Source organism: Oceanihabitans sp. 2_MG-2023, from assembly GCF_030547245.1.
GTDB lineage: Bacteria > Bacteroidota > Bacteroidia > Flavobacteriales > Flavobacteriaceae > Oceanihabitans.
This window is the reverse complement of the sequence record NZ_JAUOQT010000008.1, coordinates 66,172-90,778: the sequence shown is the minus strand read 5'-3', so window position 1 is coordinate 90,778 and position 24,607 is coordinate 66,172. Positions and strand designations below refer to the sequence as shown.

Here is a 24,607-nt window from a genome sequence, read left to right as displayed (position 1 = left end):
AATTATGATGTCTTTTGTAATTTCTTATTCTTCTCTTTTAAATCTTTTAGTTTTTTTTCTAAAGTAGAAATCACATCCTCTGCTTTATAACTTGCACTAGAAACTATAGATTCTACTTGTTGATCAAGGTTTTCTTTGTTAGATACAGCAGAAGTTACTACCTTATCTTTTAAGTCTACTGCTGTTTCTGCCAGCTTTTCTTTAGCAGCTTGTGCTTCATCCGAAATTCGCTGTCTAGTATTAGCCCCTTTATCAGGTGCAAACAATATACCTAGTGTAGCACCAATTGCTGTTCCTGCTAATATTCCTAATAATGTATTACTTGAATTACTCATCGTTTTTATTTTTTTTTGTTAAACAATTAATGTAAAGATACCACCAAACAAAAGCTAACATTAACTCATTACAATCAATCTTTAGCTCAAAAAAACTTTATGAAAACCTTAATATTTATTATAATAATGTTAACGGAATTAAAAATCTTATCAAGTAACTTAAAGGCTAATTTTTATAAAAACAGAACCTGATGTCAGAAACTATAAAATCAATCCATCCCTATAATCAAGAGACAATTCAAACCTATAACTTAGAAACGGAAGCAGCAATATTCTCTAAGCTAAAAATAGCAGAGAACACATTTAAAGATTGGAAAGAAGAAAACTTAAAACATCGTACTCAATTATTACATGAAGTTGGAAACATTTTAGAAGAAAGAATAGACGAATTAAGTAAACTTATCACCCTAGAAATGGGAAAACCCATCAAAGAAAGTAGAGCTGAAATTAATAAATGTATTTTTCTTTGTGATTTTTACGCAAAAAATGCGGACCTTTTTTTAGCAGATCAAATTATTGAAACCGATGCACATGAAAGTTTTATTAGCTATGATCCTTTAGGAGTTATTCTAGCAATTATGCCTTGGAATTTTCCGTTTTGGCAAGTTTTACGATTCGCCATACCTACTTTAACTGCTGGAAATACGGTTGTAGTTAAACATGCATCTAACGTTACTGGGTGCGCAATTGCAATACAAACTATTTTTGAAGATGCAGGTTATAAAAAAGGCTGTTTTCAAACATTAATAACCAATCATAACGTCATAGAAAAAATAATAAAAGACGATATTATTAAAGCAGTCTCTCTAACCGGAAGTGAAAAAGCTGGAAGAAATATTGCTAAAATTGCTGGTCAAAATTTAAAAAAGGTTGTTTTAGAGTTAGGTGGTAATAACGCATGCATAGTTCTAGATGACGCAAATTTAGACAAGTACATAGATACTATGGTTAAAGCAAGAATGCTAAACACTGGACAAAGTTGCATTGCTGCAAAACGATTTATTGTTACAAATAATATTTATGAAGCCTTTTTAGAGAAGTTCACCGCTAAGGTAAAAGCTTTAAAATATAAGGATCCTTTAAACGAAGAAACAGAAATTGCTACACTTGCAAGAGAGGATCTAGCCATTGATTTACAAAAACAAGTAGATGATGCTATAAAAAAAGGTGCTAAAGTTATTATAGGTAATAAAAGAAATAAAGCATACTTTGAACCTACTATTCTAACAAATGTTTCCAAAAACATGGCTGTATTTACAGAAGAAACTTTTGGTCCTGTTGCTCCAATATTTAAAGTAAAAAATGTAGAAGAAGCACTAACTCTAGCTACAGATACTAAATTTGGTTTAGGTACCATGTTATTTACAGAAGATATAGATACTGCTGTTAAAAACATTTCTAAAATACCAGATGGTGCTTTCTTTATTAATGAATTGGTAAAATCAGATCCAAGATTACCTTTCGGTGGCACAAAAGCTTCTGGTTATGGTAGAGAACTATCTAAAGAAGGTATTCATGAATTTGTAAATATTAAAACTGTTTACATAAACAAATAACTATAGGCATAAAAAAAGCCCAACAAAAAGTTGAGCTTTAAAAGTCGGGGTGGCAGGATTCGAACCTGCGGCCTCCACGTCCCAAACGTGGCGCGATAACCGGGCTACGCTACACCCCGAAAATGTTTTATCATTTAAGGATTGCAAATATATAGCTTTTCTTTAAAAACAAACAAGAAAAAGAAGTAAATTGTGAATAGTTTTTATTTTAATACTTATGAAGCTTCCTTTTTTATTTATAACGATACTAATTTTAATTCATTTCAATTCTTGTGCACAAGATAAAAACCCCATAAACACGGCACATTCACATGAAGTTGTCGTTCCAAGTCTTAGCAATCCTTGGGGGTTTGTTTTTCTTCCAGATGGTTCTATTTTAATAAATGAAAAATCTGGAAAAATGATTCTTTTCAAAAACAATAAAAAAACAGAGATTTCAAACCTACCAAAAATTGAAGTGCTTGGCCAAGGTGGTTTAATGGATATTACACTGCATCCAAACTATAAAGAAAATGGTTGGTTATATATTTCTTATGCTTCTTCTAATGACGAAAATGATGGTGCTCACACTTCTATTATGCGAGCAAAATTAGAAGACAATAAACTAGTAAACAAAAAGGTGCTTTATAAAGCACTACCAAATACTACTGCAGGGCAACATTTTGGTTCAAGAATAACATTTGATAACGAGGGCTATTTATACTTTACCATTGGTGAACGTGGAGAAAGAGATATAAACCCGCAAGATATTACTAAAGATGGCGGAAAAGTGTATCGCTTAAAAGACGATGGATCTATTCCACAAGACAATCCTTTTGTAAATAATCCAAATGCTAAAAAAGCTATATATTCCTATGGACACAGAAACCCGCAAGGCATGACAAAACATCCCATTACTGGTGAAATTTGGACTCACGAACATGGCCCTCGTGGTGGAGATGAAATAAACATTATTAAAGCTGGTAAAAATTATGGCTGGCCAGAAATAACCTATGGGATTAACTATCATGGTACAAAAATCACAGATAAAACCAGCTTACCAGGTATGGAACAACCACTTCATTATTGGGATCCTTCTATTGCTCCAAGCGGCATGACTTTTATTACAAGTAATATGTACCCAAACTGGAAAGGAAATCTTTTAGTTGGTTCTTTAAAGTTTCAGTATTTAGATAGATGTGTGCTAAAAAACAATAAAGTAATTAAAGAAGATAGATTATTAAATGAAATTGGTAGAGTACGCAGCGTTCTTCAAGGACCAGATGGTTATATTTATGTTGGTGTAGAAAACGTTGGGATAGTTAAAATTATTCCGAAGAAATAACCTTAAATTTGACAATCTATTGTAAACAAAACTATTAACAATATTATATCATGCTAAAAAAACTACTACTTCTATTCGTTTTATTTTTTTTTAATTCTCTTATACATGCACAAAACCCATCTATAGGATTTATTCTTTCTGCAGAAGATTTATATAACGACTCAGAAATATACAACGGAAACAGAACACTATTTTTTAGTATTAAAAATACTGGAGACGAAACTTTAACGAATATTTCAATAGTAGATAATACTAACGTAATTATTAACTCTTACACTTTATGTGAAAATAATTACAACTCGTTTTCATGCCCCGACTTATCCTCAGAAACCTTATACCCCAACGAAATTATTACTATGACAGTTATTATTGAAAATAATTATAATTGTTATAATGATATTCAATTTCAAGTTACTGCAACAGCATCAAGTAATACGGAAGTAACCGATTTTTCAGACCATTATAGTTACTATTATAACAACTATACCTTTATAGAAATGAATCAATCTAATACCATTTTTGAAATATCGGAAACCTACTTAGATTTAAATAATAACAACATTGTCGATCTAGGAGATGCAATTGAATATACTATTAATTCATCCACTTATACTTTTGGTGCTTTATTCCCTAACGATCAATTCACTTTAAACCCAACAAACCTTTATAATAATGAAGCTGTCACAGTTTCGTCTACTACTAATTATATTGGCAACCCCGTTACTGCAATGTATTATTTAAATGAAACAGATATTGCAATAGGCTATGCTTATTATCAATTAGATCTCGATTATGATGCTTACGACTACTGTAATTATGTAGATATTTACCAGTATAGCAGTTGCTTTAACTGCCCAACTCCTAGTGGATGTAACGACTGCATTAAAACAAACTTAACCGATATGTTACCAAATAAAATTTCTGGCCAAGTAAGTTTTAATGCAAATAACGATGATTGTGGTACAGGAATACCTTTTCCAAACAGAAAAGTAAAAGCAACTACGAGTGGCGCTAATTTTTCTAGTTTTACAAATCAATTAGGAGAATATTCTATATACATCCCAAATATAAATACTTACAATACTACTGCTTCTATAAATTTAAACTCAGAATTTACCGCGAACCCAGCAAATTATTCTATTACAAGTAGTGGATCTAACGAAACATATGCTGCTGATTTTTGTGTAAGTTCTTCGGATAATTACACCGATTTAAAAGTAATTATTATTCCGCAATCTAATGCCGTCCCTGGATTTAACAGCTCGTATATTGTTAAACTTTATAATCAAGGAAGTACAAATCTAAGCGGAACAGTTACATTGACTTATAACGATACCCAAGCAACATTATTTGAGCAAACACCAATTAGTGACGCTAACACATCCAATAGTTTAACATGGAATTACAACAACTTATTACCATTTAGTTATACAGACTATTTTGTTGGTTTTACAATAAGTATTCCTCCAATAGTTGTATCGGATGACATTCTAACATTTACTGCTACAACTACACAAAATAGCACAGATAGTAACCCGATTAATAATCAATATACTTTAAACCAAATTGCTGTAAACTCTTTTGATCCAAATGACAAAACTATTTTAGAAGGAGCATATATTACTCAAGAACAATCTGATGGATATCTACATTTTTTAACCCGTTTTCAAAATGAAGGGACTGCCGCCGCAACAAACATAGTAATTACTGAAACTTTAGATCAATACATAGAGCATAATACTTTTGAACCAGTTGCTGCTAGTCATAATACCAATGTACAGTTAAATGGAAGCAATCAATTAACCTATACTTTTGAAAACATTAACCTACCACATGCAGATGCTAACGAGCCTGCTAGTCATGGCTGGATACTTTATAAAGCAAAACTAAAAAGCTGGTTTTCAAATAGTAATATTGTACGATCAAAATCTAATATTTATTTCGATTTTAATCCTGCAATTATTACAAATGAAGCTACAGCACAAATTGGTGTATTATCCACTAGTGAGGCATCTAAAAAAAGCTTTAAATTATTCCCTAACCCAGTAACAAATCAACTACATATTACAACTCAAAATAACAACCCATACACCATTAATATATTAGACATTAACGGAAAAACCATCTTTAAAAATACTAATACAAATAATAAAACCATAGAGGTATCTTCCTTTGCTTCTGGAATATACATCGTACGTATTACGAATAACAATAGTGTTCAAAATTATAAATTCATTAAAAACTAATTCAAAGAAATAACTTCAAATAAAATATAGTAATAAATTAAAGGCCATATTTAAAACTCGTGTAGAAGATTTCATTAAATTTGTGAATCTAAATCAAAAAAAAATTCATGCTTATTATAGGAATTGCTGGTGGAACTGGTTGTGGAAAAACAACCGTTGTAGATCAAATACTTAACGAATTACCAGAAGGAGAAGTTGGTGTAATATCACAAGACTCCTATTATAAAGATACTTCGCACCTTTCGTACGACGAAAGAATAAAAATAAATTTCGATCATCCAAGAAGTATCGATTTCGATTTAATTGCAGAACATTTAAAAGAATTAAAAAATGGCAATCCAATAGACCAACCAGTTTATTCTTTTGTAAAGCATAACAGAACTGGTGACACCATTCATACCATGCCAAGAAAAGTAATGATTGTAGAGGGGATTCTAATTCTTACAAATCGGGAGTTACGTGATATGTTCGATATTAAAATATTTGTACATGCCGATAGTGATGAACGATTAATACGAAGGCTTAAACGAGATATTGCAGAACGAGGTAGAGATTTAGACGAAGTCTTAACACGCTACCAAACAACACTAAAACCAATGCATCAACAATTTATTGAACCGATGAAAGAGTATGCAGATATAATTATACCAAACAACAAATACAATACAGTTGCTGTAGATATAGTTAGAACTATTATTAATGAAAGAATTAGTTAATGCTAAAATATTTTAAAAACATATTCCTTATTATTTTTGTAATATTCGCTATCTGGATGCTGTTTTTTGATGCAAACTCGTTACTCATTCATAACGAATTAAATAACAACATTAACGATCTTGAAGACGAAAAAAAGTTTTACCTTAAAGAAATTGAAAAAGATAATAAAGAACTTAAAAAACTAAGTACAGACGAAGGATTAGAAAAATTTGCTCGCGAAGAATATTACATGAAACGCGAAAAGGAAGAAATTTATATTATAGAATACGAAGACAGCTTAAAAACGAAGAAAAATGACTAAAAAATTATTTACTGATTTTGAAAAAGTTTCTTCTAAACAATGGAAACAAAAAATTCAAGCAGACTTAAAAGGTGCAGACTACAATGATACGTTAATCTGGAAATCTAACGAAGGTATTCATGTAAAACCGTTTTATCATGCCGATGACTTTAACGAAGATTTTCAAAATATTTCTAACCAAAAAAAATGGCTTATCTGCCAATCTATATTTGTTCACGATGTAGCTTTAAGTAACAAAAAAGCTATCGATGCCATACAACGTGGTGCAGAGAGCATTCTATTTATTATTCCTAACAAAGAAGTTGTAATAAACAATTTACTGTATAATATAGATCTTGAAATAACGAGCTTGTATTTCGAATTACAGTTTTTAGACTCCAACTTTGTAAAAGAACTTGATTCAATTACTTCAAAAGCAGGTTTACATATTAACACAGATATTATTGGTAATTTAGCAAAATCTGGAAACTGGTTTACAAACCTAAAAGAAGACCACCAACATTTTGAAACCATTGTTAATCAAACTAATTCTTTTAGTATTGATGTTTCTCTTTATCAAAATGCAGGAGCAACAATGGTGCAACAATTGGCTTATGCAATAGCAAAAACCAATGAATACTTCAATCACTTACATGAAAACACAAAAGTTGAAACAGTAATTTTTAATATTTCTGTTGGCACAAATTATTTCTTCGAAATTGCTAAAATTCGTGCTTTACGTATTTTATTTAATGCCTTAATTAAGGAATATAACCTAGAAGCAAATTGTAATATTTTTGCAACACCAACAAAACGAAACAAAACTATATACGACTACAATACAAACATGCTTCGAACTACAACAGAATGCATGAGTGCCATACTTGGAGAAGCGGATACCATTTGCAATTTAGCCTATGATGCTATTTACCACAAGAACAATGAGTTTGGGGAACGTATAGCACGTAATCAATTACTAATTTTAAAAAATGAAAGCTATTTTGATGTAGTAGAAAATGCTTCCGAAGGTACTTATTACATTGAAAGCTTAACCAAGCAACTAGCCGAAAAAGCATTAGAGCTATTTAAAGATATTGAAGCACAAGGAGGCTTTTTAAACCAATTAAAAGAAGGCACTATCCAAAGAAAAATAAAAGAAAGTGCTGCAAAAGAGCAAGAACAGTTTAATACAGGTGAAATCGTTTTATTAGGAACCAACAAACATCCTAACAAAAACGATAAAATGAAAGACGAATTAGAACTCTTCCCTTTTGTAAAAACAAATATTAGAAAAACCCTAGTACAACCAATTATTGAAAAACGCTTGGCTGAAAACATAGAACAAGAGAGAGTAAAAACCGAAAATTAAACACATGAAAAACATTAGTATTAAACTTTTATTATTAACCATAATCATTAACTTTTCAAGCTGTAAAAAGCAAAAGTCATCTTTTGCAGATTATCAATTTAATAACGAAGTTCAAGTAATTAATTGCGGGGACTTAGACAATGAATTATTAAACGAAGCATTATATTCTTTCGAAAAAGATTTTGTACCGTTTTATGATCTTTTACAACAAAATCCTATTCGTGCATACAATACCTTCACAAAACAAGCCACAGGAAAAAAAATAGACCCAACCCTGTTTGCTTCTAAACACTCTGTAGCGCTAGCAAATGCGCTTAAAGAATCTGGGTTTATAACAGGAAAAGGAGTAAATTATAACAACCCGCTTATTAAATGTATCGCTGAGAACATGAAAAAAGAAGGTATTAAAACAACCTTTAATGCTCTAGTAGCAACCAATAGTTTTAGTAAACAATTATTTAATCCTGCATTACAAACAAAAACACATAAAGTAAATGGTGACAAATATTTATCCTTGTATGTTGCCTTAGAATACTTTTATGTAGAAATATTAAAAACAGATTTCACTAATGTAGATTTTAACAGACCAAAAGCTACAAAACAAGAAAACACGAAGCCAATTTTTAATCCAAACGCTAACAATTCTAAAGTAGATTTTAATAAGCGTCCGGTAAAGCAGTAAAATAAACTTATGCGTAAAAACATCCAACATATTACCTTGAACACGGAAACTAAAAGCAAAAAAACAAAAGCTAATAGTCCGTTTCTAACTGCCGAAGACATTCCTGTAAAGTCCAATTATAATAAAAAGGATATTCAAGATGTCGAACATTTAGGTTTTGTAGCTGGAATTGCTCCAAACCTTCGTGGTCCATATTCTACCATGTATGTTCGTAGACCTTGGACTATTAGGCAATATGCAGGATTTAGTACCGCAGAAGAAAGCAATGCTTTTTATAGACGTAATTTAGAAGCAGGACAAAAAGGGCTCTCTGTTGCTTTCGATTTGGCAACACACAGAGGTTACGATAGCGATCATGAACGCGTAGTTGGAGATGTAGGTAAAGCTGGAGTTGCAATAGATTCTGTAGAAGACATGAAAGTGCTTTTTGATCAAATTCCATTAGATAAAATGTCGGTTTCTATGACCATGAATGGAGCTGTTTTACCAATCATGGCATTTTATATTGTTGCTGCTGAAGAACAAGGTGTAAAACCTGAAGACTTAGCTGGAACCATACAAAACGATATTTTAAAGGAGTTTATGGTACGAAATACATACATCTATCCTCCTACACCATCTATGAAAATTATTTCAGATATTTTTCAATACACTAGTAAGAACATGCCAAAGTTTAATAGCATTAGTATTTCGGGTTACCACATGCAAGAAGCTGGAGCAACCTGTGATATTGAGCTAGCATATACACTAGCTGATGGTTTAGAATACATAAGAAAAGGCTTAGCGGCAGGAATGGATATTGACACCTTTGCGCCTAGATTATCTTTTTTCTGGGCAATTGGCATGAACCACTTTATGGAAATCGCTAAAATGCGTGCTGCTCGAATGTTATGGGCTAAACTGGTAAAACAATTTAATCCAAAAAATCCAAAATCTTTGGCTTTAAGAACACATTGCCAAACTTCTGGGTGGAGTCTAACAGAACAAGACCCTTTTAACAATGTAGCAAGAACAACGATCGAAGCAGCTGCAGCAGCTTTTGGTGGAACACAATCTTTACACACCAACGCTTTAGATGAAGCTATTGCTTTACCAACAGATTTTTCTGCACGTATAGCAAGAAACACACAAATATTTTTACAAGAAGAAACCAATATTACAAAAACGGTAGATCCTTGGGCAGGAAGTTATTATGTAGAAAAACTAACACATGATATCGCACAAAAAGCATGGTCTTTAATTGAAGAAGTAGAAGAACTTGGAGGCATGACTAAAGCTATTGAAGCTGGAATACCAAAAATTAGAATTGAAGAAGCTGCTGCAAGAAAACAAGCGCGAATAGATTCTAGCCAAGATATTATTGTTGGTGTAAACAAATATGTTTTAGAACAAGAAGATGCTATTGCTACTTTAGAAGTAGACAACCAAACCGTACGTTTACAACAAATTGAAGGTTTAAACAAAATTAAATCTGAAAGAAATAACGAGAAAGTAAACCAAGCATTAGCGAATTTAACTAAAGCTGCTAAAACAGGTGAAGAAAATTTACTAGCTTTAGCAGTAATTGCAGCTCGAGAAAGAGCAACTTTAGGCGAAATCAGTGATGCTTTAGAAGCAGAATTCGGTCGCTACAAAGCACAAATTAAATCCTTTTCTGGCGTGTATAGTAAAGAAATTAAAGATGATAAATCTTTTGCTAAAGCAAAAGAACTTGCAGATAAATTTGAAGAACAAGACGGTAGACGTCCGCGAATTATGATTGCAAAAATGGGACAAGACGGTCATGATCGTGGTGCAAAAGTAGTAGCAACTGGTTATGCAGATGTTGGTTTTGATGTCGATATAGGCCCACTTTTTCAAACACCACAAGAAGCAGCAAAACAAGCAGTAGAAAATGATGTTCACATTCTTGGTGTATCGTCATTAGCTGCAGGACATAAAACCCTAGTACCACAAGTAATAGAAGCACTTAAAAAATATGGTCGCGAAGATATTATGGTTATTGTTGGAGGGGTAATACCAAAACAAGACTATCAATATTTATTCGATGCTGGAGCTGTTGCTGTTTTTGGTCCTGGTACTAAAATTAGTGATGCTGCAATTAAAATTTTAGAAATATTAATTGATTAATAAAACAAACTGTTAAATTCAACCTTTCTAACTCTTAAAAAATATAACAATACTTAAAAGACCTATTTATTTTTTCTAAATTACATCTCCACAAAACGAGTTGAAGTATTATTACCATGAAGCATGATTTATTAAAATATACAAATTGCTATATTATATGCTTCATACTATGCTTGTCAAGTTGTATGACTAAAAGTTTTGCACAAACAAACCCATTTCCAAAAGCACAACAAAAAGACAATGTTACAAAATCTAATCATCCAACAAAAAAAGAAAAAATAATTTCATTTAATGGCAATGATGGGCCTTATATAATTAACGATAGCATATATTATATAAATAAAGAAAATAAACTTACTGCAAGATCCTTTTTTAAAAGGGATTCCATACTTGTTAGAGTAAATAATGTAGAGGAAGATGCTTTTTTTGTCACCTTAGAAAAAGAGTACACTTTACCTAAAACCATTTATAGTTTACCTGAAAAAATGATTGTCATTTCAGACATTGAAGGGAACTACAATGCGTTTGCTAGTTTTTTAATTGCTAATAATGTAATAGACAAAAACCACAATTGGATTTTTAACGATGGTCATTTAGTATTGGGTGGTGATTTTGTAGATAGAGGAATAAATGTAACACAAGTTTTATGGTTAATCTATAAGTTAGAACACCAAGCAAAAAAACAAAACGGAGCTGTACATTTTATATTAGGCAATCATGAAATACTTAATTTTCAAGGTGACCATAGATATAATCGCGGCAAATACATAAAAGCAGCACAAGATATAAGTAAACTAAAAGACCCAAAAGAAGCTACTAAGTTTATGTATTCTAAAAAGTCTGAATTAGGTAAATGGCTCGCTACAAAAAATGTTATTGAAAAAATAGGAAACTATCTATTCGTACACGCTGGTTTGAGTCCAGAAATATTAAAATACAGATTAACTTTAGATGAAATAAATAAAATTACTAGATTAAAATATTACGCTTTAACAGATAAAGAAAATGAAACTGTTAAATTTCTGTATAGTTCTCATGCTCCTTTTTGGTATAGAGGATTAATTACCAACCGAATAAAATATGATAAAATAAGAGCTTTTGAGCTACAAAAAATTTTAAAACATTACAATTCTAAAAAAATTATAATTGGTCACACTACGGTTAAAGATATATCAACAGATTTTGACGGCACGGTTATTAGAACAGATGTACACCATGGAAAGCTAAAGTTTTCGGGCAAAACAAAAGGATTACTTATTAAAAAAGACACTATTTTTAGTATTGATGATACCAAAATAAAAAAGCTGTTACCAAATAGTTTATAGCGATTTAAAATACTCATCTAGATTGGTTAATCTTTCTTCAATCCAATTTTCTAGATATTCATAATGGTCTGTATTGGGTAGATCATTCAACTTATTAATCCAAATCAATTGTTCACGTTCGTAAATTTTTTCAACAGTAAATCTATCATATATTTTTGTAATACTACCTAACAATGCTTCTTTGCTAAAAGCATTTTCTCTTAAAGTAAACCACCTGGATTTCATTTTTGCTTTGTATTCATTTGGATTGTTTTCTAACAATCTATCAAAAAGTCCATTAGATAAAATTTGATTAACACCTCGTTCTCGTTTTCCGTCTTGAATAATTCCCATAACCCCATCTAAATCCCATGGCACAAAAAAGTAAGGTTCTAATATATCATATTTTCCCAAATAATAATTTTTCCCCATATTATCTGAAGCTCTAATTATATTTACCATAAGATAATAATCAATAGCATTTTCTATATGGATATTAGTTTCTATCCTTTGCGAAAAATCTTTGTCTGAGGCATGTACTACCAAATTTGTAAAAGCAGATAAATTACTAAAATCGGATGTATAATCAATAAATGGGTATTCGGTTTTCCAACCGTTCCAATGCGGAAAAATATTATTATATTCTGCAGGAGACTTTGTAAAACCTGGTCCACCTTTGTAAGAATGTGCTTTATACAATTCTCCATGAATAATATTTGCTTTATTTTTTTTTAGTTTTAATTGTTTTCTATCCACAGATTCTGATAATTGATAAAGACCATAATAGGAGTTATTTTTAAATACCTCGACAAATTCTACATCAAAACCACTTTTAGCGTTTGGCTCTTTTTTTGCGTAATAAGGAGAATGAATTTTATTCCATAATTTAGTTGAGATATAAGACCTTAAACGTAAAGGCTCATTATATAATCCATCTAGAATCCAATCATCATCAGATCGCATACCTTTAAATTTAACATCTTTTTTCTGCTTAGATATACTATCTGTCCAAAATTCTATATCGAATGATTTTTTAGGAAAAGACAATGATAAATTACCACGATGCCTTACTCCTATTGTACTTTTTATATATTCCGTATCGGAAAAAAGGGTAAAATACCCAGGCCTTTTATATTGATTATTTATAGTTGTAGTATCTATAGTTATATGAACCAATGGAAGCTTAGAAATATATAATGTATATGCTTCTTTCCCTTTAACAACATTAATATTAGAGTATGAGAGTTGTTTTTTGCTATTTACTAATGTAAAAGATGCATCAAATTTAATACTAGTAATCTTTTCATTAACAGAAGTTAAAGAATCTAGATTGCTAGTATGCCAAACAATAACTCTGTTTTCTTTATCTATTCCATAACTTCCGTTTTTGGCAATAACTTCCTGAGCAAAAGCGTTTAGTACGTTTAACAAAAGGGAAACTGAAAATAGAAATTGTACAAATTGTTTCATAATCTATTAAAAAATAAGTTTTGTAAAAATAGTTAATATAGTAAGACCTGTCTATTTAACAATACACATAATCTCATGAAAAATAATGTTTTAACCTTGTAATGGTTACTATTTTAAAAACCATGCCATAAAACACACCTTCTTTTAACCAACTGTTAACAACTTCGGTTTTATAAACCCATAAATAATCGTATTTTTGGTTGTTCCTAAAATGAAATGAAATTAATGGGTAAAATTATAGCAATTGCTAATCAAAAAGGAGGGGTAGGTAAAACTACAACCTCAATAAACTTAGCAGCTTCACTTGGTGTACTTGAAAAAAAAGTACTTCTAATAGATGCAGATCCGCAAGCAAATGCAACTTCTGGTCTTGGTATCGATGTAGAAACTGTAGAAATTGGTACGTACCAACTTTTAGAGCATACAAATTCGGCCAAACAGGCTATTGTTAAAACAGAAACACCTAACCTAGATATTATTCCAGCCCATATAGATCTTGTTGCTATTGAAATAGAACTTGTCGATAAAGAATCTCGCGAGTATATGTTAAAAAAGGCTTTACAAGAAATCAAAGAGGATTACGACTATATTTTAATTGACTGTGCTCCTTCTCTTGGCTTATTAACATTGAATGCTTTAACAGCTTCCGATGCAGTAATAATACCAATTCAATGCGAATATTTTGCATTAGAAGGTTTAGGAAAATTATTAAACACCATAAAAAGTGTTCAAAAAATTCACAATCCAGATTTAGACATTGAAGGCCTATTATTAACCATGTACGATTCGCGTTTACGCCTTTCCAACCAAGTGGTAGAAGAAGTGCAAAAACATTTTAACGATATGGTTTTTAAAACCATCATTCAACGTAATGTACGTTTAAGTGAAGCGCCAAGTTATGGCGAAAGTATAATTAATTATGATGCTTCTAGTAAAGGTGCAAGTAATTATTTAAGTTTGGCTAAAGAAGTGATTACAAAAAACTCCTAGATTATGGCGAAGGCAACAAAGAAACAGGCTTTAGGAAGAGGACTTTCTGCCCTTTTAAAAGACCCTAGTAACGATATACAAAATGCAGAAGACAAAAATGCCGACAAGGTAATTGGTAATATTGTAGAGTTAGAATTGGATTTAATTGAAATGAATCCTTTTCAACCACGTACTAATTTTAATGAAGAATCTCTTCGTGAACTAGCTTCATCTATTAAAGAACTTGGTGTTATACAACCAATAACGGTTAGAAAATTAGGCTTCGAAAAATACCAACTGGTTTCTGGTGAACGTCGTTTTCGTGCATCCAAATTAATTGGCTTAGAAACCGTTCCTGCTTATATTAGAATAGCGAACGACCAAGAAAGTCTAGAGATGGCTTTGGTAGAAAATATTCAACGTCAAGATTTAGATCCTATTGAAATTGCATTATCCTACCAACGTCTTATTGACGAGATCCAATTAACACAAGAGCAAATGAGCGAGCGTGTTGGTAAAAAACGATCTACAATTGCTAACTATTTACGTTTATTAAAACTAGATCCAATCATTCAAACAGGAATGCGAGATGGTTTTATTTCTATGGGACATGGTCGTGCAATAATTAATATTGAAGACCAATCTATTCAGTTAGATATTTATGAAAAAATACTTCAAAACAAATTATCTGTTAGAGACACAGAAGCACTAGTTAAAAACTACAATAAGACACAAGAAGTAAACATACCAAAGAAAACAAAAGAAGAATTGCCAAAGTTTGTTAAAAAAGGCATGAAAGATTTTTCGGAATACTTTGGTCATAAAATAGACGTTAAAGTTTCTAGTAATGGTAGAGGGAAAATTACAATTCCTTTTCATTCGGAAGAAGATTTTAATAGAATAAAAAAGTTAGTACAAAGTGAAAAATAAACTTTTCATATTCCTATTCTTAAGCATTTGTTTTAGTTTATCGGCTTTAGCACAAGAAAAAGAACCTAAAGAAGAAGTAACCAAAGAAACAAAAAAACAATTAGCTGAAGAAGGAATTGTTATCGATGGAGAAATTAGTACAAGAGAACCAATAGACCCGCTTACTCCTGCTCGTGCTGCTTTTTATTCTGCTGTTTTACCAGGTTTAGGCCACATACATCTTAAACAATATTGGAAAGTTCCTGTTATTTACGCAGGACTAGGTGCTGGAATGTATTTTTATTTAGACAACCAAAAGGAATACAATCGCTATCGTGATGCTTACAAACGTAGATTAGCAGGCTTTACAGACGACGAATTCTATGATACAATTACAGATGATGGTTTAGAAGAAGCACAAAGTACATTACGAAGAAACAAAGAATTATCCCTTTTAATTACTGCAGGTATTTATATATTAAACATTGTTTGGGCAAATGTAGATGCGCATTTATTGCAATTTAATGTAGACGAGAATCTTACTTTTATGCCGCATTATAAAATTAACGAATTTGATAATACAGGAGATTTAGGACTTACTCTAAATTTTAAATTTTAATAGACATTAATAGTATTTCCGATATCTCGGAAATAAAAATTTATATTTTTGATGAAAATAGCACTTCTTGGCTACGGAAAAATGGGAAAAACCATTGAACAGATAGCAATACAACGTGGTCATACTATTGTTACCAAAGCAATGGATGAAGATTATGATATTTCTGAAGCAGATATTGCTATCGATTTTAGTATTCCTACAGCAGCATACAAAAACATATCTAATTGTATAGAGAATAATATTCCTGTAATTTCGGGAACAACTGGTTGGTTAGAAGATTATGACAAAGCCGTAGCATTATGTCAAGAAAAAAAAGGAGCCTTCATCTATGCCTCTAATTTTAGTTTAGGTGTAAATATATTTTTTGAATTAAACAATTACTTAGCTAAAATGATGAATACTTTAAAAGACTATAAAGTATCTATGGAAGAAATTCATCACACACAAAAGCTAGATGCACCAAGCGGAACAGCAATTACACTTGCAAACGATATTATTAAAGAACACACTAGTTATACTAATTGGAGTTTAGACCAAAATACTGAAAATGCTTTACCAATAATCGCAAAACGAATAGAAGACGTTCCTGGAACACATAGCATTTCTTATAAAAGTGATGTCGACACAATAGACATTACACATACAGCACATAACAGACAAGGATTTGCTCTTGGAGCAGTTGTTGCCGCAGAATGGTTACTTGGAAAAACTGGCGTTTTTACAATGAAAGATGTGTTAAATATTAGTTAAGTAGTAATATATTTGTAACATAACACACACAAGCAACAACTAACAACAATTAATTAATTGCTACAAGCAATTATCATTATACAGATTATGACATTTACGCAATTATTTATCTTTTTTATTAGTATCCAAGTCATCCACGGATTAGGAACCTGGAAACTTTATACAAAAGCAGGAAGACAAGCTTGGGAAGCATTTGTACCAGTTTACAATGCAGTAATTTTAATGAAAATTATTAACAGACCTTGGTACTACACGATTCTTTTATTTTTACCAATTGTTAATCTTATCATGTTTCCGGTAATTTGGGTAGAAACCGCTAGAAGCTTTGGCAAAAACCAACCTTTAGATACTTTTTTAGCAATTATTAGCTTCGGATTTTACAATTATTATCTTAATTATATTGCAGATGTAGAGCATGTTAAAGACAGAAGTTTACATCCTAAATCTGCTTCGGGAGATTGGGCAAGTTCTATTTTATTTGCAATTGTTGCCGCAACTATTGTACACACCTATTTTATGCAACCATACACGATTCCTACTTCATCTTTAGAAAAATCGTTATTAGTAGGTGATTTCTTATTTGTTAGTAAATTTCACTACGGTGCAAGAGTACCTATGACAACCGTTGCTGCGCCAATGGTACATGACACGATTCCTTTTATAAAAAAGAAATCGTATTTGTATGATGATAACTTAGAAAAAAAGAACACTTCTTGGATTAATAAGTTGTCTTTACCTTATATGCGAATTCCTGGATTACAAAAAATAAAACGTAATGATATTGTGGTTTTTAACTGGCCAATAGACACATCGTATAGCATGACTGTTCCTAGACCAGACAGAAACTACAATAAGCCAATAGACAAGAGAACAAACTATGTAAAACGTTGTGTTGGTTTACCTGGAGACTCTTTATCTGTTCGTGATGGATATGTATTTATTAACGGAAAACAAAATGAACTACCAGACAGAGCTAAATTGCAATTTTCGTACCGAGTAAAAACAAAAAACAATCAAAATTTTAATCTGCAATATCTTCATGATAGGTATGATATGAATCCGAATAGAATTGGAAAAAGCGGAAATGATCATATCTTTATGGGAATTTATAAAGGCGATTTAGAGAAATTTAAAAATAATCCGAAAATCGATAAAATCATTCCTTTAAAAAGTGAAGAAGGAAAACGAGATGCAAATATTTTTCCGCACGATCCAAACTACAACTGGAATAACGATTATTTCGGAAATTTATACATTCCTGAAAAAGGAAAAACGGTAGACTTAAATTTAAATGTTTTACCACTTTACAAACGTATTATTACAGAATACGAAAATAACACATTACAAGTAAAAGGAAACCAGATATTTATTAATGATACGCTAGCAACAAACTACACCTTTAAACAAGATTACTATTGGTTAATGGGAGATAACAGACATGACTCTCAAGATTCAAGAACTTGGGGATTTGTACCTTTTGACCACGTAGTTGGTAAACCTGTTTTTATTTGGTTTAGTTGGGATAGTGATGGCAAAGGTATTAAGAACAAAATACGATGGGATCGTTTATTCACCACTGTTGGTGGTAGTGGAGAGCGTGTTTCGTACTTAATTCCGTTTTTAGTTTTATTACTTGGTTGGTATGGTTATGGTAAATGGAGAAAGAGAAAAGAAGCAAATTAATTGTTTATTTTAATATGTATCAATATAGTTTTGAAAAGTTAGAAGTTTGGAAGGAAACAAAAGAATTAACTAAAACTATTTATAACACAACCAATACTTTTCCTTATAAGGAAAAGTATTGGTTGTGTTCACAATTAAGAATAAACGTTGAAAGTATTACCAATAAATTGAATGCGTTGAAAAATTATCAAATCAAAAAATAAACGCATCTACAAATGAACATCCTTATACATCCAACTTACTTTCCTAATATAGCACATTTTGCAGCTATGCTTCAAGCTAATAATGTTGTATTTGAAATGCACGACAATTACCAAAAGCAAACCTATAGAAATAGAAGTTTTATTTATGGTGCAAATGGCAAATTACAACTAAGTGTACCTGTAATATACTCGCAAAAGGAAAGACAAAAATACAGCGATATTAAAATTCATAATGCCGAAAAATGGCAAACCTTACATTGGAAATCTCTAGAATCTGCTTATAGAACCTCTCCTTTTTTTGAATTTTACGAAGATGAATTACAACCTTTATTTACACAAAAAGCAGAATTCCTTTTAGACTTTAATTTAAAATGTTTTGAAACCATTTTAGAATGCTTACAACTGGATATAAAATCTTCGGAAACGGAAATTTTTCAAAAAGAAATTACAGACCAATCCGACTTTAGATATTTGGTAAACTCTAGAAAAGAACCAAATTTCAATTTTGATAATTACACACAAGTATTCAACGAAAAACATGGATATATTTCTAATTTAAGCATCTTAGATTTACTTTTTAATGAAGGAACAAATGCTATAAATTATCTAGAAAATCAGTTTAAACATCTATAATGCTGCAATCTTTTTTACATTATGGAATTCACTTTGGTTTCCCATTACTAATTGCACTTCTCTTTTATAAAAGCAATTGGAAAGTTACCTATTTAATACTGGCTGCTGCAATTATTATAGATGTAGATCATCTACTAGCAACACCAATTTTTGAAGCAAATAGATGTAGTATAAACTTTCATCCGTTACATACCTATTACGCAATGATCGTTTATGTGTTGTTATTACTTCCTAAAAAAACAAGATTAATCGGACTTGGTTTATGCATACACATGCTTGCAGATTATGTAGATTGTTCTTTTATGTAATTCTAAAAAAGACTAATCCACTAAAGACAACTTAGTCATTACAGGAAAATGATCGGAGTAATGCACATCATAGGTTTTAAAAGTATCTACTTTAAAATTTTTATCTACTAGAATAAAATCAATTCGTGTAGGAAAAAATTTAAAATCATAGGTTCTACCAAAACCATTTCCTGCTACTTTAAAAGCATCTTTTAAACCTTCTTTAATTTCTTTATATACATAAGAAAATGCTGTATTGTTAAAATCGCCACTAACAATTACTTTGTACTTACACTGCTTTTTATGCTTTAAAAACAATTCGGTTTGCGTTTGTTGCATTTCAAAAGATTTCCCAATACGCCTTACTAAACGCTCCGAATCTTCTTGCGATATAGTTTCCACCTTAGTATCGATTTTTAAAGATTGTAAATGCACATTATATACACGAATAGTATCTTTTTCCTTTACAATGTCTACAAAAATGGCATTATTAGAAGTATTTGGAAAAGCAACAGAACCTGAATTTATTATTGGATATTGTGAAAAAATTGCTTGTCCGAATTTAATTTTATTACCTGTAAGTTTTTCAAATTTATATTTAAAAAAAGACAAATCTATATTTTCTTTAGGATGGTATTCTTGAAAACTAACTACATCAGGAGCCTTTTCTTTAATAAAATCAATTAGTTTCAAATCGGTATTGTCTTCTTCAATCCAATGATATAAATTAAAAAGTCGCACGTTATAATTCATAACGGTAAGACTACTCGCTTTAGCTACTTCTACTTTGTTTGAAAATTTATACAAAGAACCAAAAGACATATAGCCAATAACTAGAACGAATAAAGATAAAAAGAACTGTTTTTTAATTTTTAATAACCAGTATAAAAAAAATAATACATTTACTAAAATTAAAAAAGGCACACCTAAACTTAAGACAGATAAAATTGAAAATGTTTTTGGAGGTACAAAAGGCAACACATAAGAAAGCAATAAAAGCGTAGCAGCAACAGAGTTGAAGAAGAATACTATTTTATTTATAAAATTTAAATTTTTCATGTGCTGTTTAAAACGTAAACATGTTTACTACTTATTGACTACTGTTCTACTTACCTGCTCTAAACAATAATTCTTTTTCTTCTTTGGTTAAACTTTCGTAGCCACTTTTGCTTATTTTATCTAAAATAACATCAATTTGCTTCTGGTTATTAAACTCTTTAAATTCATCTTTAGTATAGCCCGCAACCTTACTTTTATTTTTATGAACTGTTTTTAATTTAGAAGGATTTTTCTTAAAAAGATTTGCAAAACGATCCATAACTCCTTCAAAACCTTTTCCTATATCCTTTCCTTTAGTTAGTTGTGTTGCGTAAAAATAACCAAGAATAGTTCCTCCAAAATGTGCTAAATTCCCTCCTGCATTTCCGCCAAAAAGACCAATAAAATCTAAAATAATAATAGCAAAACCTACGTGTTTTAATTTAATATTAAAGGTAAAGAAACGCAAATCCATATTAGGCATATAAGCACACATAAAAATTAGCAAAGCTCTAACAGCTCCAGAAGCACCAACTAATCGATGACCAGCGCTAAATACATCTGGCAATAATGCGTAGCCTAATAAAAAAACGAGGCCACCAAAAATAGCACCCAGAAAGTACACATTTAAAGCTAGTTTGGTGTTAAATAAATTAATAAACATTCGACCTATAAAATATAGCCAAAGCATATTAAACAACATGTGTATAAAATCATAATGCACAAAAGCATAACTAATAATACTCCATGGTTGTTTTAAAAAAGTAAAAAAATCACTAGGCAGTTCTAACCAAGACATACTAGATGCTGTATTTAATACAAATCTTAAAACTTGCGCTATAATAAAAACAAGAATATTAACAGCAATAAGCTTTTCAAACACATTAAGCTGCGTTAATTTTTGTTTAATGTCCTGATTTAGATTTGTCATTAATCCCAACGATTTTGATTAAACTGATTTTTTTTCCAATACCACATGATTATAAATCCTGTTATAGCACCACCAACATGTGCCATATACGCTGTATTACTTGGACTAAAGAAAGATTGTCCTGAGATTGCAGAAATAACATCTAATAGAATAATTCCTGGAATAAAATATTTTGCCTTTATAGGAATTGGTAAAAAAATCATCATCAGTTTTGCTTCGGGATTCATCATACCAAATGCTGCAAGAATTCCCATAATACAACCAGATGCTCCAACCATTGAAGCATTGTAAATAGGAAAAGCTTGTTTTAGATTTACTAATTGTGCATCAGTAATACCAGAAATAGTTTCATTAGAAGTAAACATTTGCACTAATTGATCATTTGTTAATCCAGAAGCAATCAATTCATCATATAAAGGAATATAACTGAAATAGTAATACCCCAATTGAAACAATACGGCTCCTAAACCTGCTGAAATATAGATAAACAAAAATTTCTTACTTCCTAAAACCTGCTCTACAGAAGAACCAAACATCCATAAAGCAAACATATTAAAACCTAAATGCATTAGACTTAGATTTTGCAAATCTGCACCACCATGCATAAACATGTGCGTAATAATTTGCCAAGGTTGAAATGCTTCATTTTTAGGAAAATATAAAGCAAACCATTCATAAAACAATTGTCCTCCACCTACAAACAAAGTACCAATAAACATTAGTACGTTTATGATAATTAAATGTTTTACTGTATCTGTTATTCTATTCATCAAAAACTTGTTTTTATTCCCTTGAAAAAGGGAATCCTCTTATTATATATTATAAAAATTTTCTATCCAACTCATCCATAGTCATAGTAACAAAAGTTGGCCTATTGGTTGGTGAAACATTAGGCTCTTTACAAGCAAAGAGTTTATTCACCAAATGTTCTTGTTCTTGTAAACTTAGACTTTGTCCGGTTTTAATTGCTAGACTTTTAGACATCGACTTTGCTAATAAATCGGTTGCACTAAAATTACTATCTGGCACTTCATTTTCCACATCGCTAATAAGCTGTTCTAAAATGATTGAAACTTCACTTTCTGGAACACTTACAGGAACTCCTGTTATTTCGATACTATCTGTATGAATGGAAGCAAACATGAAACCTGTGTGTTCTAAATCTTCTTTAACCTGATTTATAATTGTAATTTCTTGCGATGAAAAATGCAATTGCAGTGGAAATAACAACTGTTGACTCATCGCTTCTTTTACCGTTAAATTTTTCAAAAAATCTTCGTAAAGTACTCGTTGATGCGCTCTATGCTGATCGATAAGTAGCATTCCAGATTTCACCTTACTAATAATATATTTATTATTTAGTTGATAGGTAGATTGCTGTTGCTCTACTTCATTTTCATTAGTAAACATAGAAGCAGTTTGTTCATCGCTTTCAAAATGTACTTCGCTAAAATCCTGTTGTGTTTTCGTGCTTTTAGACTCTAAACCAACATATAAACCTTCCCAACTTCCAGCAGTTTCCTTTTTATAAGAAACTTGTGGTTTTGTTCTTGTTTCTTTTTCTTCTTGAAAAGGATTAAAACTTCTGTCTACTTCTATTGTTGGAGTATTTGCCCCTTTATTTTTAAAACCATAAGGGGTGTCTAAATTTGCATCGCGTTCAAAATCTAAAACAGGAGCTATATTAAATTGCCCTAAACTATGTTTTACAGACGAACGTAAAATTGCATAGAGGGTATGCTCATCGTCAAACTTAATTTCGGTTTTTGTTGGATGAATATTAATATCAATAGTTTGCGGGTTTACCTGTAAGTTTAAAAAGTAACTCGCATGTGCGCCATCTTTTAATAAACCTTCAAAAGCCGATGCAATAGCGTGGTTTAGATAGGCACTTTTTATAAATCTATCGTTTACAAAAAAGAATTGTTCTCCTCGCGATTTTTTGGCGTATTCTGGTTTACCTACAAATCCTGAAATCTTTAATACTTCGGTATCTTCTTCTACAGGAACTAATTTTTCATTGGTTCTGTTTCCAAAAATATTTACAATACGTTGCCTATAATTACTTTCTGGTAGCTGAAAAGATTCCGATCCATTATGATACATCGCAAATGCAATATTAGGATGCGCTAGTGTAACACGATGAAATTCGTCTATTATATGACGCAATTCTACGGTATTCGACTTTAAAAAATTGCGTCGTGCAGGAATATTAAAAAACAGATTTTTTACTGCAATAGAAGTTCCTTTAGGAGCTACCACTACTTCCTGTTCTACAATTTCGCTGCCTTCAATAATAATACTTGTTCCAACTTCTTCCCCTTCTTGTTTGGTTTTTAATTCTACATGAGCAATAGCAGCAATACTTGCTAAAGCTTCACCGCGAAAGCCTTTGGTATTTAATTGAAAAAGATCATCTGCGGTACGAATTTTGGAAGTTGCATGACGCTCGAAACTTAAACGAGCATCTGTTGTACTCATTCCTTTACCATCATCAATCACTTGAATTAGGGTTTTACCAGCTTCTTTTACAATTAGCTTAATACTTGTAGCTTGTGCATCTACTGCGTTTTCTAGTAATTCTTTTACTACTGAAGCAGGCCGTTGTACTACTTCTCCTGCTGCTATCTGGTTTGCAACATGATCTGGTAAAAGTTGAATAATGTCTGCCATAAATTATTTTGAAAAGAATATAGATAAATCGAAATCTATAATAAACAAAAATACAAAGATGAGAATAGCGATTATAATTAAAACGCGTTTATTTGCTGTTTTATCTTCGTTGTGTTTATAATCGTTTAGTGCTGAAACTAACTTCGATTTAAGTCCGCCTTGACTACCAACTGTTTGTCTATGGTCATCAAATTTATGTTTAATTTCATAAGGATTTCCTTCCCCTTTAAAGTGTTGCGGTGTATAATCAAACTTTTTATTTTGTCTTGTTTTAAAAATTCCCATAATGTTTGCTTTATTAGTAACGACTTAAAATGTATAAGAGTACTAACACAGCTATCAAAAACAACACCATAAGAGGTAAGCTTGAAAAAAAAGTGCTTTTACGTTTAGAAGTACCACGAATTTCTTCCCATTTAGAAGCTAGTCCTTCTTTAGGGTTTTGCTCCTGTTCCGTTTGGTGTCTTGGAGTGTAGTTAAACGATTTGTTTCTGCGCTG

Annotated in this window: 25 protein-coding genes and 1 tRNA gene; 18 read left to right on the top strand and 8 right to left on the bottom strand. The window is 31.1% G+C overall.

Annotated elements, in window-relative coordinates:
• Positions 1 to 2: 2 nt before the first annotated feature.
• Positions 3 to 335, bottom strand: coding sequence for a YtxH domain-containing protein (locus tag Q4512_RS14555; RefSeq protein ID WP_303425940.1), 333 nt, complete (start codon positions 333 to 335; stop codon positions 3 to 5).
• A gap of 191 nt (positions 336 to 526) precedes the next feature.
• Here Q4512_RS14555 and Q4512_RS14550 point away from each other — a divergent pair, with 191 nt between their 5' ends.
• Entirely contained in the window at positions 527 to 1,891 is a 1,365-nt protein-coding gene (locus tag Q4512_RS14550; RefSeq protein ID WP_303425939.1) for an NAD-dependent succinate-semialdehyde dehydrogenase, read from the top strand.
• Between the two features lie 44 nt (positions 1,892 to 1,935).
• Here Q4512_RS14550 and Q4512_RS14545 read toward each other — a convergent pair.
• Positions 1,936 to 2,010 (bottom strand) — tRNA-Pro (locus tag Q4512_RS14545).
• 98 nt (positions 2,011 to 2,108) lie between these two features.
• Here Q4512_RS14545 and Q4512_RS14540 point away from each other — a divergent pair.
• The 8 genes from Q4512_RS14540 (at position 2,109) to Q4512_RS14505 (ending at position 11,964) form a co-directional block, all read left to right on the top strand.
• Entirely contained in the window at positions 2,109 to 3,215 is a 1,107-nt protein-coding gene (locus Q4512_RS14540) for a PQQ-dependent sugar dehydrogenase (RefSeq protein WP_303425937.1), read from the top strand.
• A gap of 50 nt (positions 3,216 to 3,265) precedes the next feature.
• Positions 3,266 to 5,461, top strand: coding sequence for a T9SS type A sorting domain-containing protein (locus Q4512_RS14535; RefSeq protein WP_303425935.1), 2,196 nt, complete (start codon positions 3,266 to 3,268; stop codon positions 5,459 to 5,461).
• Positions 5,462 to 5,568: 107 nt separating this feature from the next.
• Positions 5,569 to 6,177: a uridine kinase gene (gene udk / locus Q4512_RS14530; protein WP_303425933.1), complete on the top strand. Its 609-nt coding sequence runs from the start codon at positions 5,569 to 5,571 to the stop codon at positions 6,175 to 6,177.
• On the top strand, positions 6,177 to 6,479 hold the full coding sequence (locus Q4512_RS14525; RefSeq protein WP_303425932.1) for a septum formation initiator family protein: 303 nt from the start codon (positions 6,177 to 6,179) through the stop codon (positions 6,477 to 6,479). Before udk ends, Q4512_RS14525 begins: the two co-directional genes overlap by 1 nt.
• Entirely contained in the window at positions 6,472 to 7,827 is a 1,356-nt protein-coding gene (locus tag Q4512_RS14520; protein ID WP_303425931.1) for a methylmalonyl-CoA mutase subunit beta, read from the top strand. Before Q4512_RS14525 ends, Q4512_RS14520 begins: the two co-directional genes overlap by 8 nt.
• A gap of 4 nt (positions 7,828 to 7,831) precedes the next feature.
• Positions 7,832 to 8,509: a hypothetical protein gene (locus Q4512_RS14515; RefSeq protein ID WP_303425930.1), complete on the top strand. Its 678-nt coding sequence runs from the start codon at positions 7,832 to 7,834 to the stop codon at positions 8,507 to 8,509.
• A 9-nt stretch (positions 8,510 to 8,518) separates the two neighbouring features.
• Positions 8,519 to 10,639, top strand: coding sequence for a methylmalonyl-CoA mutase (scpA, locus tag Q4512_RS14510; protein WP_303425929.1), 2,121 nt, complete (start codon positions 8,519 to 8,521; stop codon positions 10,637 to 10,639).
• A gap of 185 nt (positions 10,640 to 10,824) precedes the next feature.
• Positions 10,825 to 11,964: a metallophosphoesterase gene (locus tag Q4512_RS14505; protein WP_303425928.1), complete on the top strand. Its 1,140-nt coding sequence runs from the start codon at positions 10,825 to 10,827 to the stop codon at positions 11,962 to 11,964.
• Here Q4512_RS14505 and Q4512_RS14500 read toward each other — a convergent pair.
• Positions 11,959 to 13,413, bottom strand: a complete 1,455-nt coding sequence (locus Q4512_RS14500) for a CotH kinase family protein (protein ID WP_303425927.1) — start codon at positions 13,411 to 13,413, stop codon at positions 11,959 to 11,961. The genes Q4512_RS14505 and Q4512_RS14500 overlap by 6 nt on opposite strands.
• 225 nt (positions 13,414 to 13,638) lie before the next feature.
• Between Q4512_RS14500 and Q4512_RS14495 the strand changes: the two genes are divergently transcribed.
• The 8 genes from Q4512_RS14495 to Q4512_RS14460 all read left to right on the top strand — a co-directional run bounded on the left by Q4512_RS14495 (position 13,639) and on the right by Q4512_RS14460 (position 19,487).
• Positions 13,639 to 14,403 carry a ParA family protein gene (locus Q4512_RS14495; protein ID WP_303425926.1) on the top strand — a complete coding sequence of 255 codons (765 nt, stop codon included), beginning with the start codon at positions 13,639 to 13,641 and terminating at the stop codon, positions 14,401 to 14,403.
• Positions 14,404 to 14,406: 3 nt separating this feature from the next.
• On the top strand, positions 14,407 to 15,312 hold the full coding sequence (locus Q4512_RS14490; protein ID WP_303425925.1) for a ParB/RepB/Spo0J family partition protein: 906 nt from the start codon (positions 14,407 to 14,409) through the stop codon (positions 15,310 to 15,312).
• Entirely contained in the window at positions 15,302 to 15,910 is a 609-nt protein-coding gene (locus Q4512_RS14485) for a DUF5683 domain-containing protein (protein ID WP_303425924.1), read from the top strand. Before Q4512_RS14490 ends, Q4512_RS14485 begins: the two co-directional genes overlap by 11 nt.
• Before the next feature lie 51 nt (positions 15,911 to 15,961).
• Positions 15,962 to 16,660: a 4-hydroxy-tetrahydrodipicolinate reductase gene (gene dapB, locus Q4512_RS14480; protein ID WP_303425923.1), complete on the top strand. Its 699-nt coding sequence runs from the start codon at positions 15,962 to 15,964 to the stop codon at positions 16,658 to 16,660.
• 87 nt (positions 16,661 to 16,747) lie between these two features.
• The gene (gene lepB / locus Q4512_RS14475; RefSeq protein ID WP_303425921.1) at positions 16,748 to 18,343 is read left to right on the top strand and encodes a signal peptidase I; all 1,596 of its coding nucleotides are present in this window, start codon (positions 16,748 to 16,750) and stop codon (positions 18,341 to 18,343) included.
• Positions 18,316 to 18,546, top strand: coding sequence for a four helix bundle protein (locus tag Q4512_RS14470; RefSeq protein ID WP_368389421.1), 231 nt, complete (start codon positions 18,316 to 18,318; stop codon positions 18,544 to 18,546). The genes lepB and Q4512_RS14470 overlap by 28 nt, the downstream gene beginning before the upstream one ends.
• A 12-nt stretch (positions 18,547 to 18,558) precedes the next feature.
• Entirely contained in the window at positions 18,559 to 19,179 is a 621-nt protein-coding gene (locus tag Q4512_RS14465) for a WbqC family protein (RefSeq protein ID WP_303425919.1), read from the top strand.
• Positions 19,179 to 19,487, top strand: coding sequence for a DUF6122 family protein (locus Q4512_RS14460; protein WP_303425917.1), 309 nt, complete (start codon positions 19,179 to 19,181; stop codon positions 19,485 to 19,487). Before Q4512_RS14465 ends, Q4512_RS14460 begins: the two co-directional genes overlap by 1 nt.
• Positions 19,488 to 19,499: 12 nt before the next feature.
• Here Q4512_RS14460 and Q4512_RS14455 read toward each other — a convergent pair whose 3' ends face one another.
• Genes Q4512_RS14455 through Q4512_RS14435 form a run of 5 tightly spaced genes read right to left on the bottom strand, consistent with a single transcriptional unit; the run spans position 19,500 to position 24,393 of the window.
• Entirely contained in the window at positions 19,500 to 20,525 is a 1,026-nt protein-coding gene (locus Q4512_RS14455; protein ID WP_303425915.1) for an endonuclease/exonuclease/phosphatase family protein, read from the bottom strand.
• A 46-nt stretch (positions 20,526 to 20,571) separates the two neighbouring features.
• On the bottom strand, positions 20,572 to 21,435 hold the full coding sequence (locus Q4512_RS14450; protein WP_303425914.1) for a rhomboid family intramembrane serine protease: 864 nt from the start codon (positions 21,433 to 21,435) through the stop codon (positions 20,572 to 20,574).
• Entirely contained in the window at positions 21,435 to 22,205 is a 771-nt protein-coding gene (locus tag Q4512_RS14445) for a rhomboid family intramembrane serine protease (RefSeq protein ID WP_303425913.1), read from the bottom strand. Before Q4512_RS14445 ends, Q4512_RS14450 begins: the two co-directional genes overlap by 1 nt.
• Positions 22,206 to 22,254: 49 nt before the next feature.
• Entirely contained in the window at positions 22,255 to 24,108 is a 1,854-nt protein-coding gene (gene mutL / locus Q4512_RS14440; RefSeq protein ID WP_303425912.1) for a DNA mismatch repair endonuclease MutL, read from the bottom strand.
• Positions 24,109 to 24,111: 3 nt separating this feature from the next.
• Complete coding sequence (locus Q4512_RS14435) at positions 24,112 to 24,393, bottom strand: riboflavin synthase subunit beta (protein WP_303425909.1); 282 nt, start codon at positions 24,391 to 24,393, stop codon at positions 24,112 to 24,114.
• A gap of 29 nt (positions 24,394 to 24,422) precedes the next feature.
• Here Q4512_RS14435 and Q4512_RS14430 point away from each other — a divergent pair, with 29 nt between their 5' ends.
• Positions 24,423 to 24,584, top strand: coding sequence for a hypothetical protein (locus Q4512_RS14430; RefSeq protein ID WP_303425907.1), 162 nt, complete (start codon positions 24,423 to 24,425; stop codon positions 24,582 to 24,584).
• Positions 24,585 to 24,607 lie beyond the last annotated feature (23 nt).

Bases quoted from the DNA above. Each gene is read 5' to 3' on its own strand.
- Q4512_RS14555 (WP_303425940.1), bottom strand. From the start codon at position 335: ATGAGTAATTCAAGTAATACATTATTAGGAATATTAGCAGGAACAGCA.
- Q4512_RS14550 (WP_303425939.1), top strand. From the start codon at position 527: ATGTCAGAAACTATAAAATCAATCCATCCCTATAATCAAGAGACAATT.
- Q4512_RS14540 (WP_303425937.1), top strand. From the start codon at position 2,109: ATGAAGCTTCCTTTTTTATTTATAACGATACTAATTTTAATTCATTTC.
- Q4512_RS14535 (WP_303425935.1), top strand. From the start codon at position 3,266: ATGCTAAAAAAACTACTACTTCTATTCGTTTTATTTTTTTTTAATTCT.
- udk (WP_303425933.1), top strand. From the start codon at position 5,569: ATGCTTATTATAGGAATTGCTGGTGGAACTGGTTGTGGAAAAACAACC.
- Q4512_RS14525 (WP_303425932.1), top strand. From the start codon at position 6,177: ATGCTAAAATATTTTAAAAACATATTCCTTATTATTTTTGTAATATTC.
- Q4512_RS14520 (WP_303425931.1), top strand. From the start codon at position 6,472: ATGACTAAAAAATTATTTACTGATTTTGAAAAAGTTTCTTCTAAACAA.
- Q4512_RS14515 (WP_303425930.1), top strand. From the start codon at position 7,832: ATGAAAAACATTAGTATTAAACTTTTATTATTAACCATAATCATTAAC.
- scpA (WP_303425929.1), top strand. From the start codon at position 8,519: ATGCGTAAAAACATCCAACATATTACCTTGAACACGGAAACTAAAAGC.
- Q4512_RS14505 (WP_303425928.1), top strand. From the start codon at position 10,825: ATGACTAAAAGTTTTGCACAAACAAACCCATTTCCAAAAGCACAACAA.
- Q4512_RS14500 (WP_303425927.1), bottom strand. From the start codon at position 13,413: ATGAAACAATTTGTACAATTTCTATTTTCAGTTTCCCTTTTGTTAAAC.
- Q4512_RS14495 (WP_303425926.1), top strand. From the start codon at position 13,639: ATGGGTAAAATTATAGCAATTGCTAATCAAAAAGGAGGGGTAGGTAAA.
- Q4512_RS14490 (WP_303425925.1), top strand. From the start codon at position 14,407: ATGGCGAAGGCAACAAAGAAACAGGCTTTAGGAAGAGGACTTTCTGCC.
- dapB (WP_303425923.1), top strand. From the start codon at position 15,962: ATGAAAATAGCACTTCTTGGCTACGGAAAAATGGGAAAAACCATTGAA.
- lepB (WP_303425921.1), top strand. From the start codon at position 16,748: ATGACATTTACGCAATTATTTATCTTTTTTATTAGTATCCAAGTCATC.
- Q4512_RS14470 (WP_368389421.1), top strand. From the start codon at position 18,316: ATGGAGAAAGAGAAAAGAAGCAAATTAATTGTTTATTTTAATATGTAT.
- Q4512_RS14465 (WP_303425919.1), top strand. From the start codon at position 18,559: ATGAACATCCTTATACATCCAACTTACTTTCCTAATATAGCACATTTT.
- Q4512_RS14460 (WP_303425917.1), top strand. From the start codon at position 19,179: ATGCTGCAATCTTTTTTACATTATGGAATTCACTTTGGTTTCCCATTA.
- Q4512_RS14455 (WP_303425915.1), bottom strand. From the start codon at position 20,525: ATGAAAAATTTAAATTTTATAAATAAAATAGTATTCTTCTTCAACTCT.
- Q4512_RS14450 (WP_303425914.1), bottom strand. From the start codon at position 21,435: ATGACAAATCTAAATCAGGACATTAAACAAAAATTAACGCAGCTTAAT.
- Q4512_RS14445 (WP_303425913.1), bottom strand. From the start codon at position 22,205: ATGAATAGAATAACAGATACAGTAAAACATTTAATTATCATAAACGTA.
- mutL (WP_303425912.1), bottom strand. From the start codon at position 24,108: ATGGCAGACATTATTCAACTTTTACCAGATCATGTTGCAAACCAGATA.
- Q4512_RS14435 (WP_303425909.1), bottom strand. From the start codon at position 24,393: ATGGGAATTTTTAAAACAAGACAAAATAAAAAGTTTGATTATACACCG.
- Q4512_RS14430 (WP_303425907.1), top strand. From the start codon at position 24,423: ATGTATAAGAGTACTAACACAGCTATCAAAAACAACACCATAAGAGGT.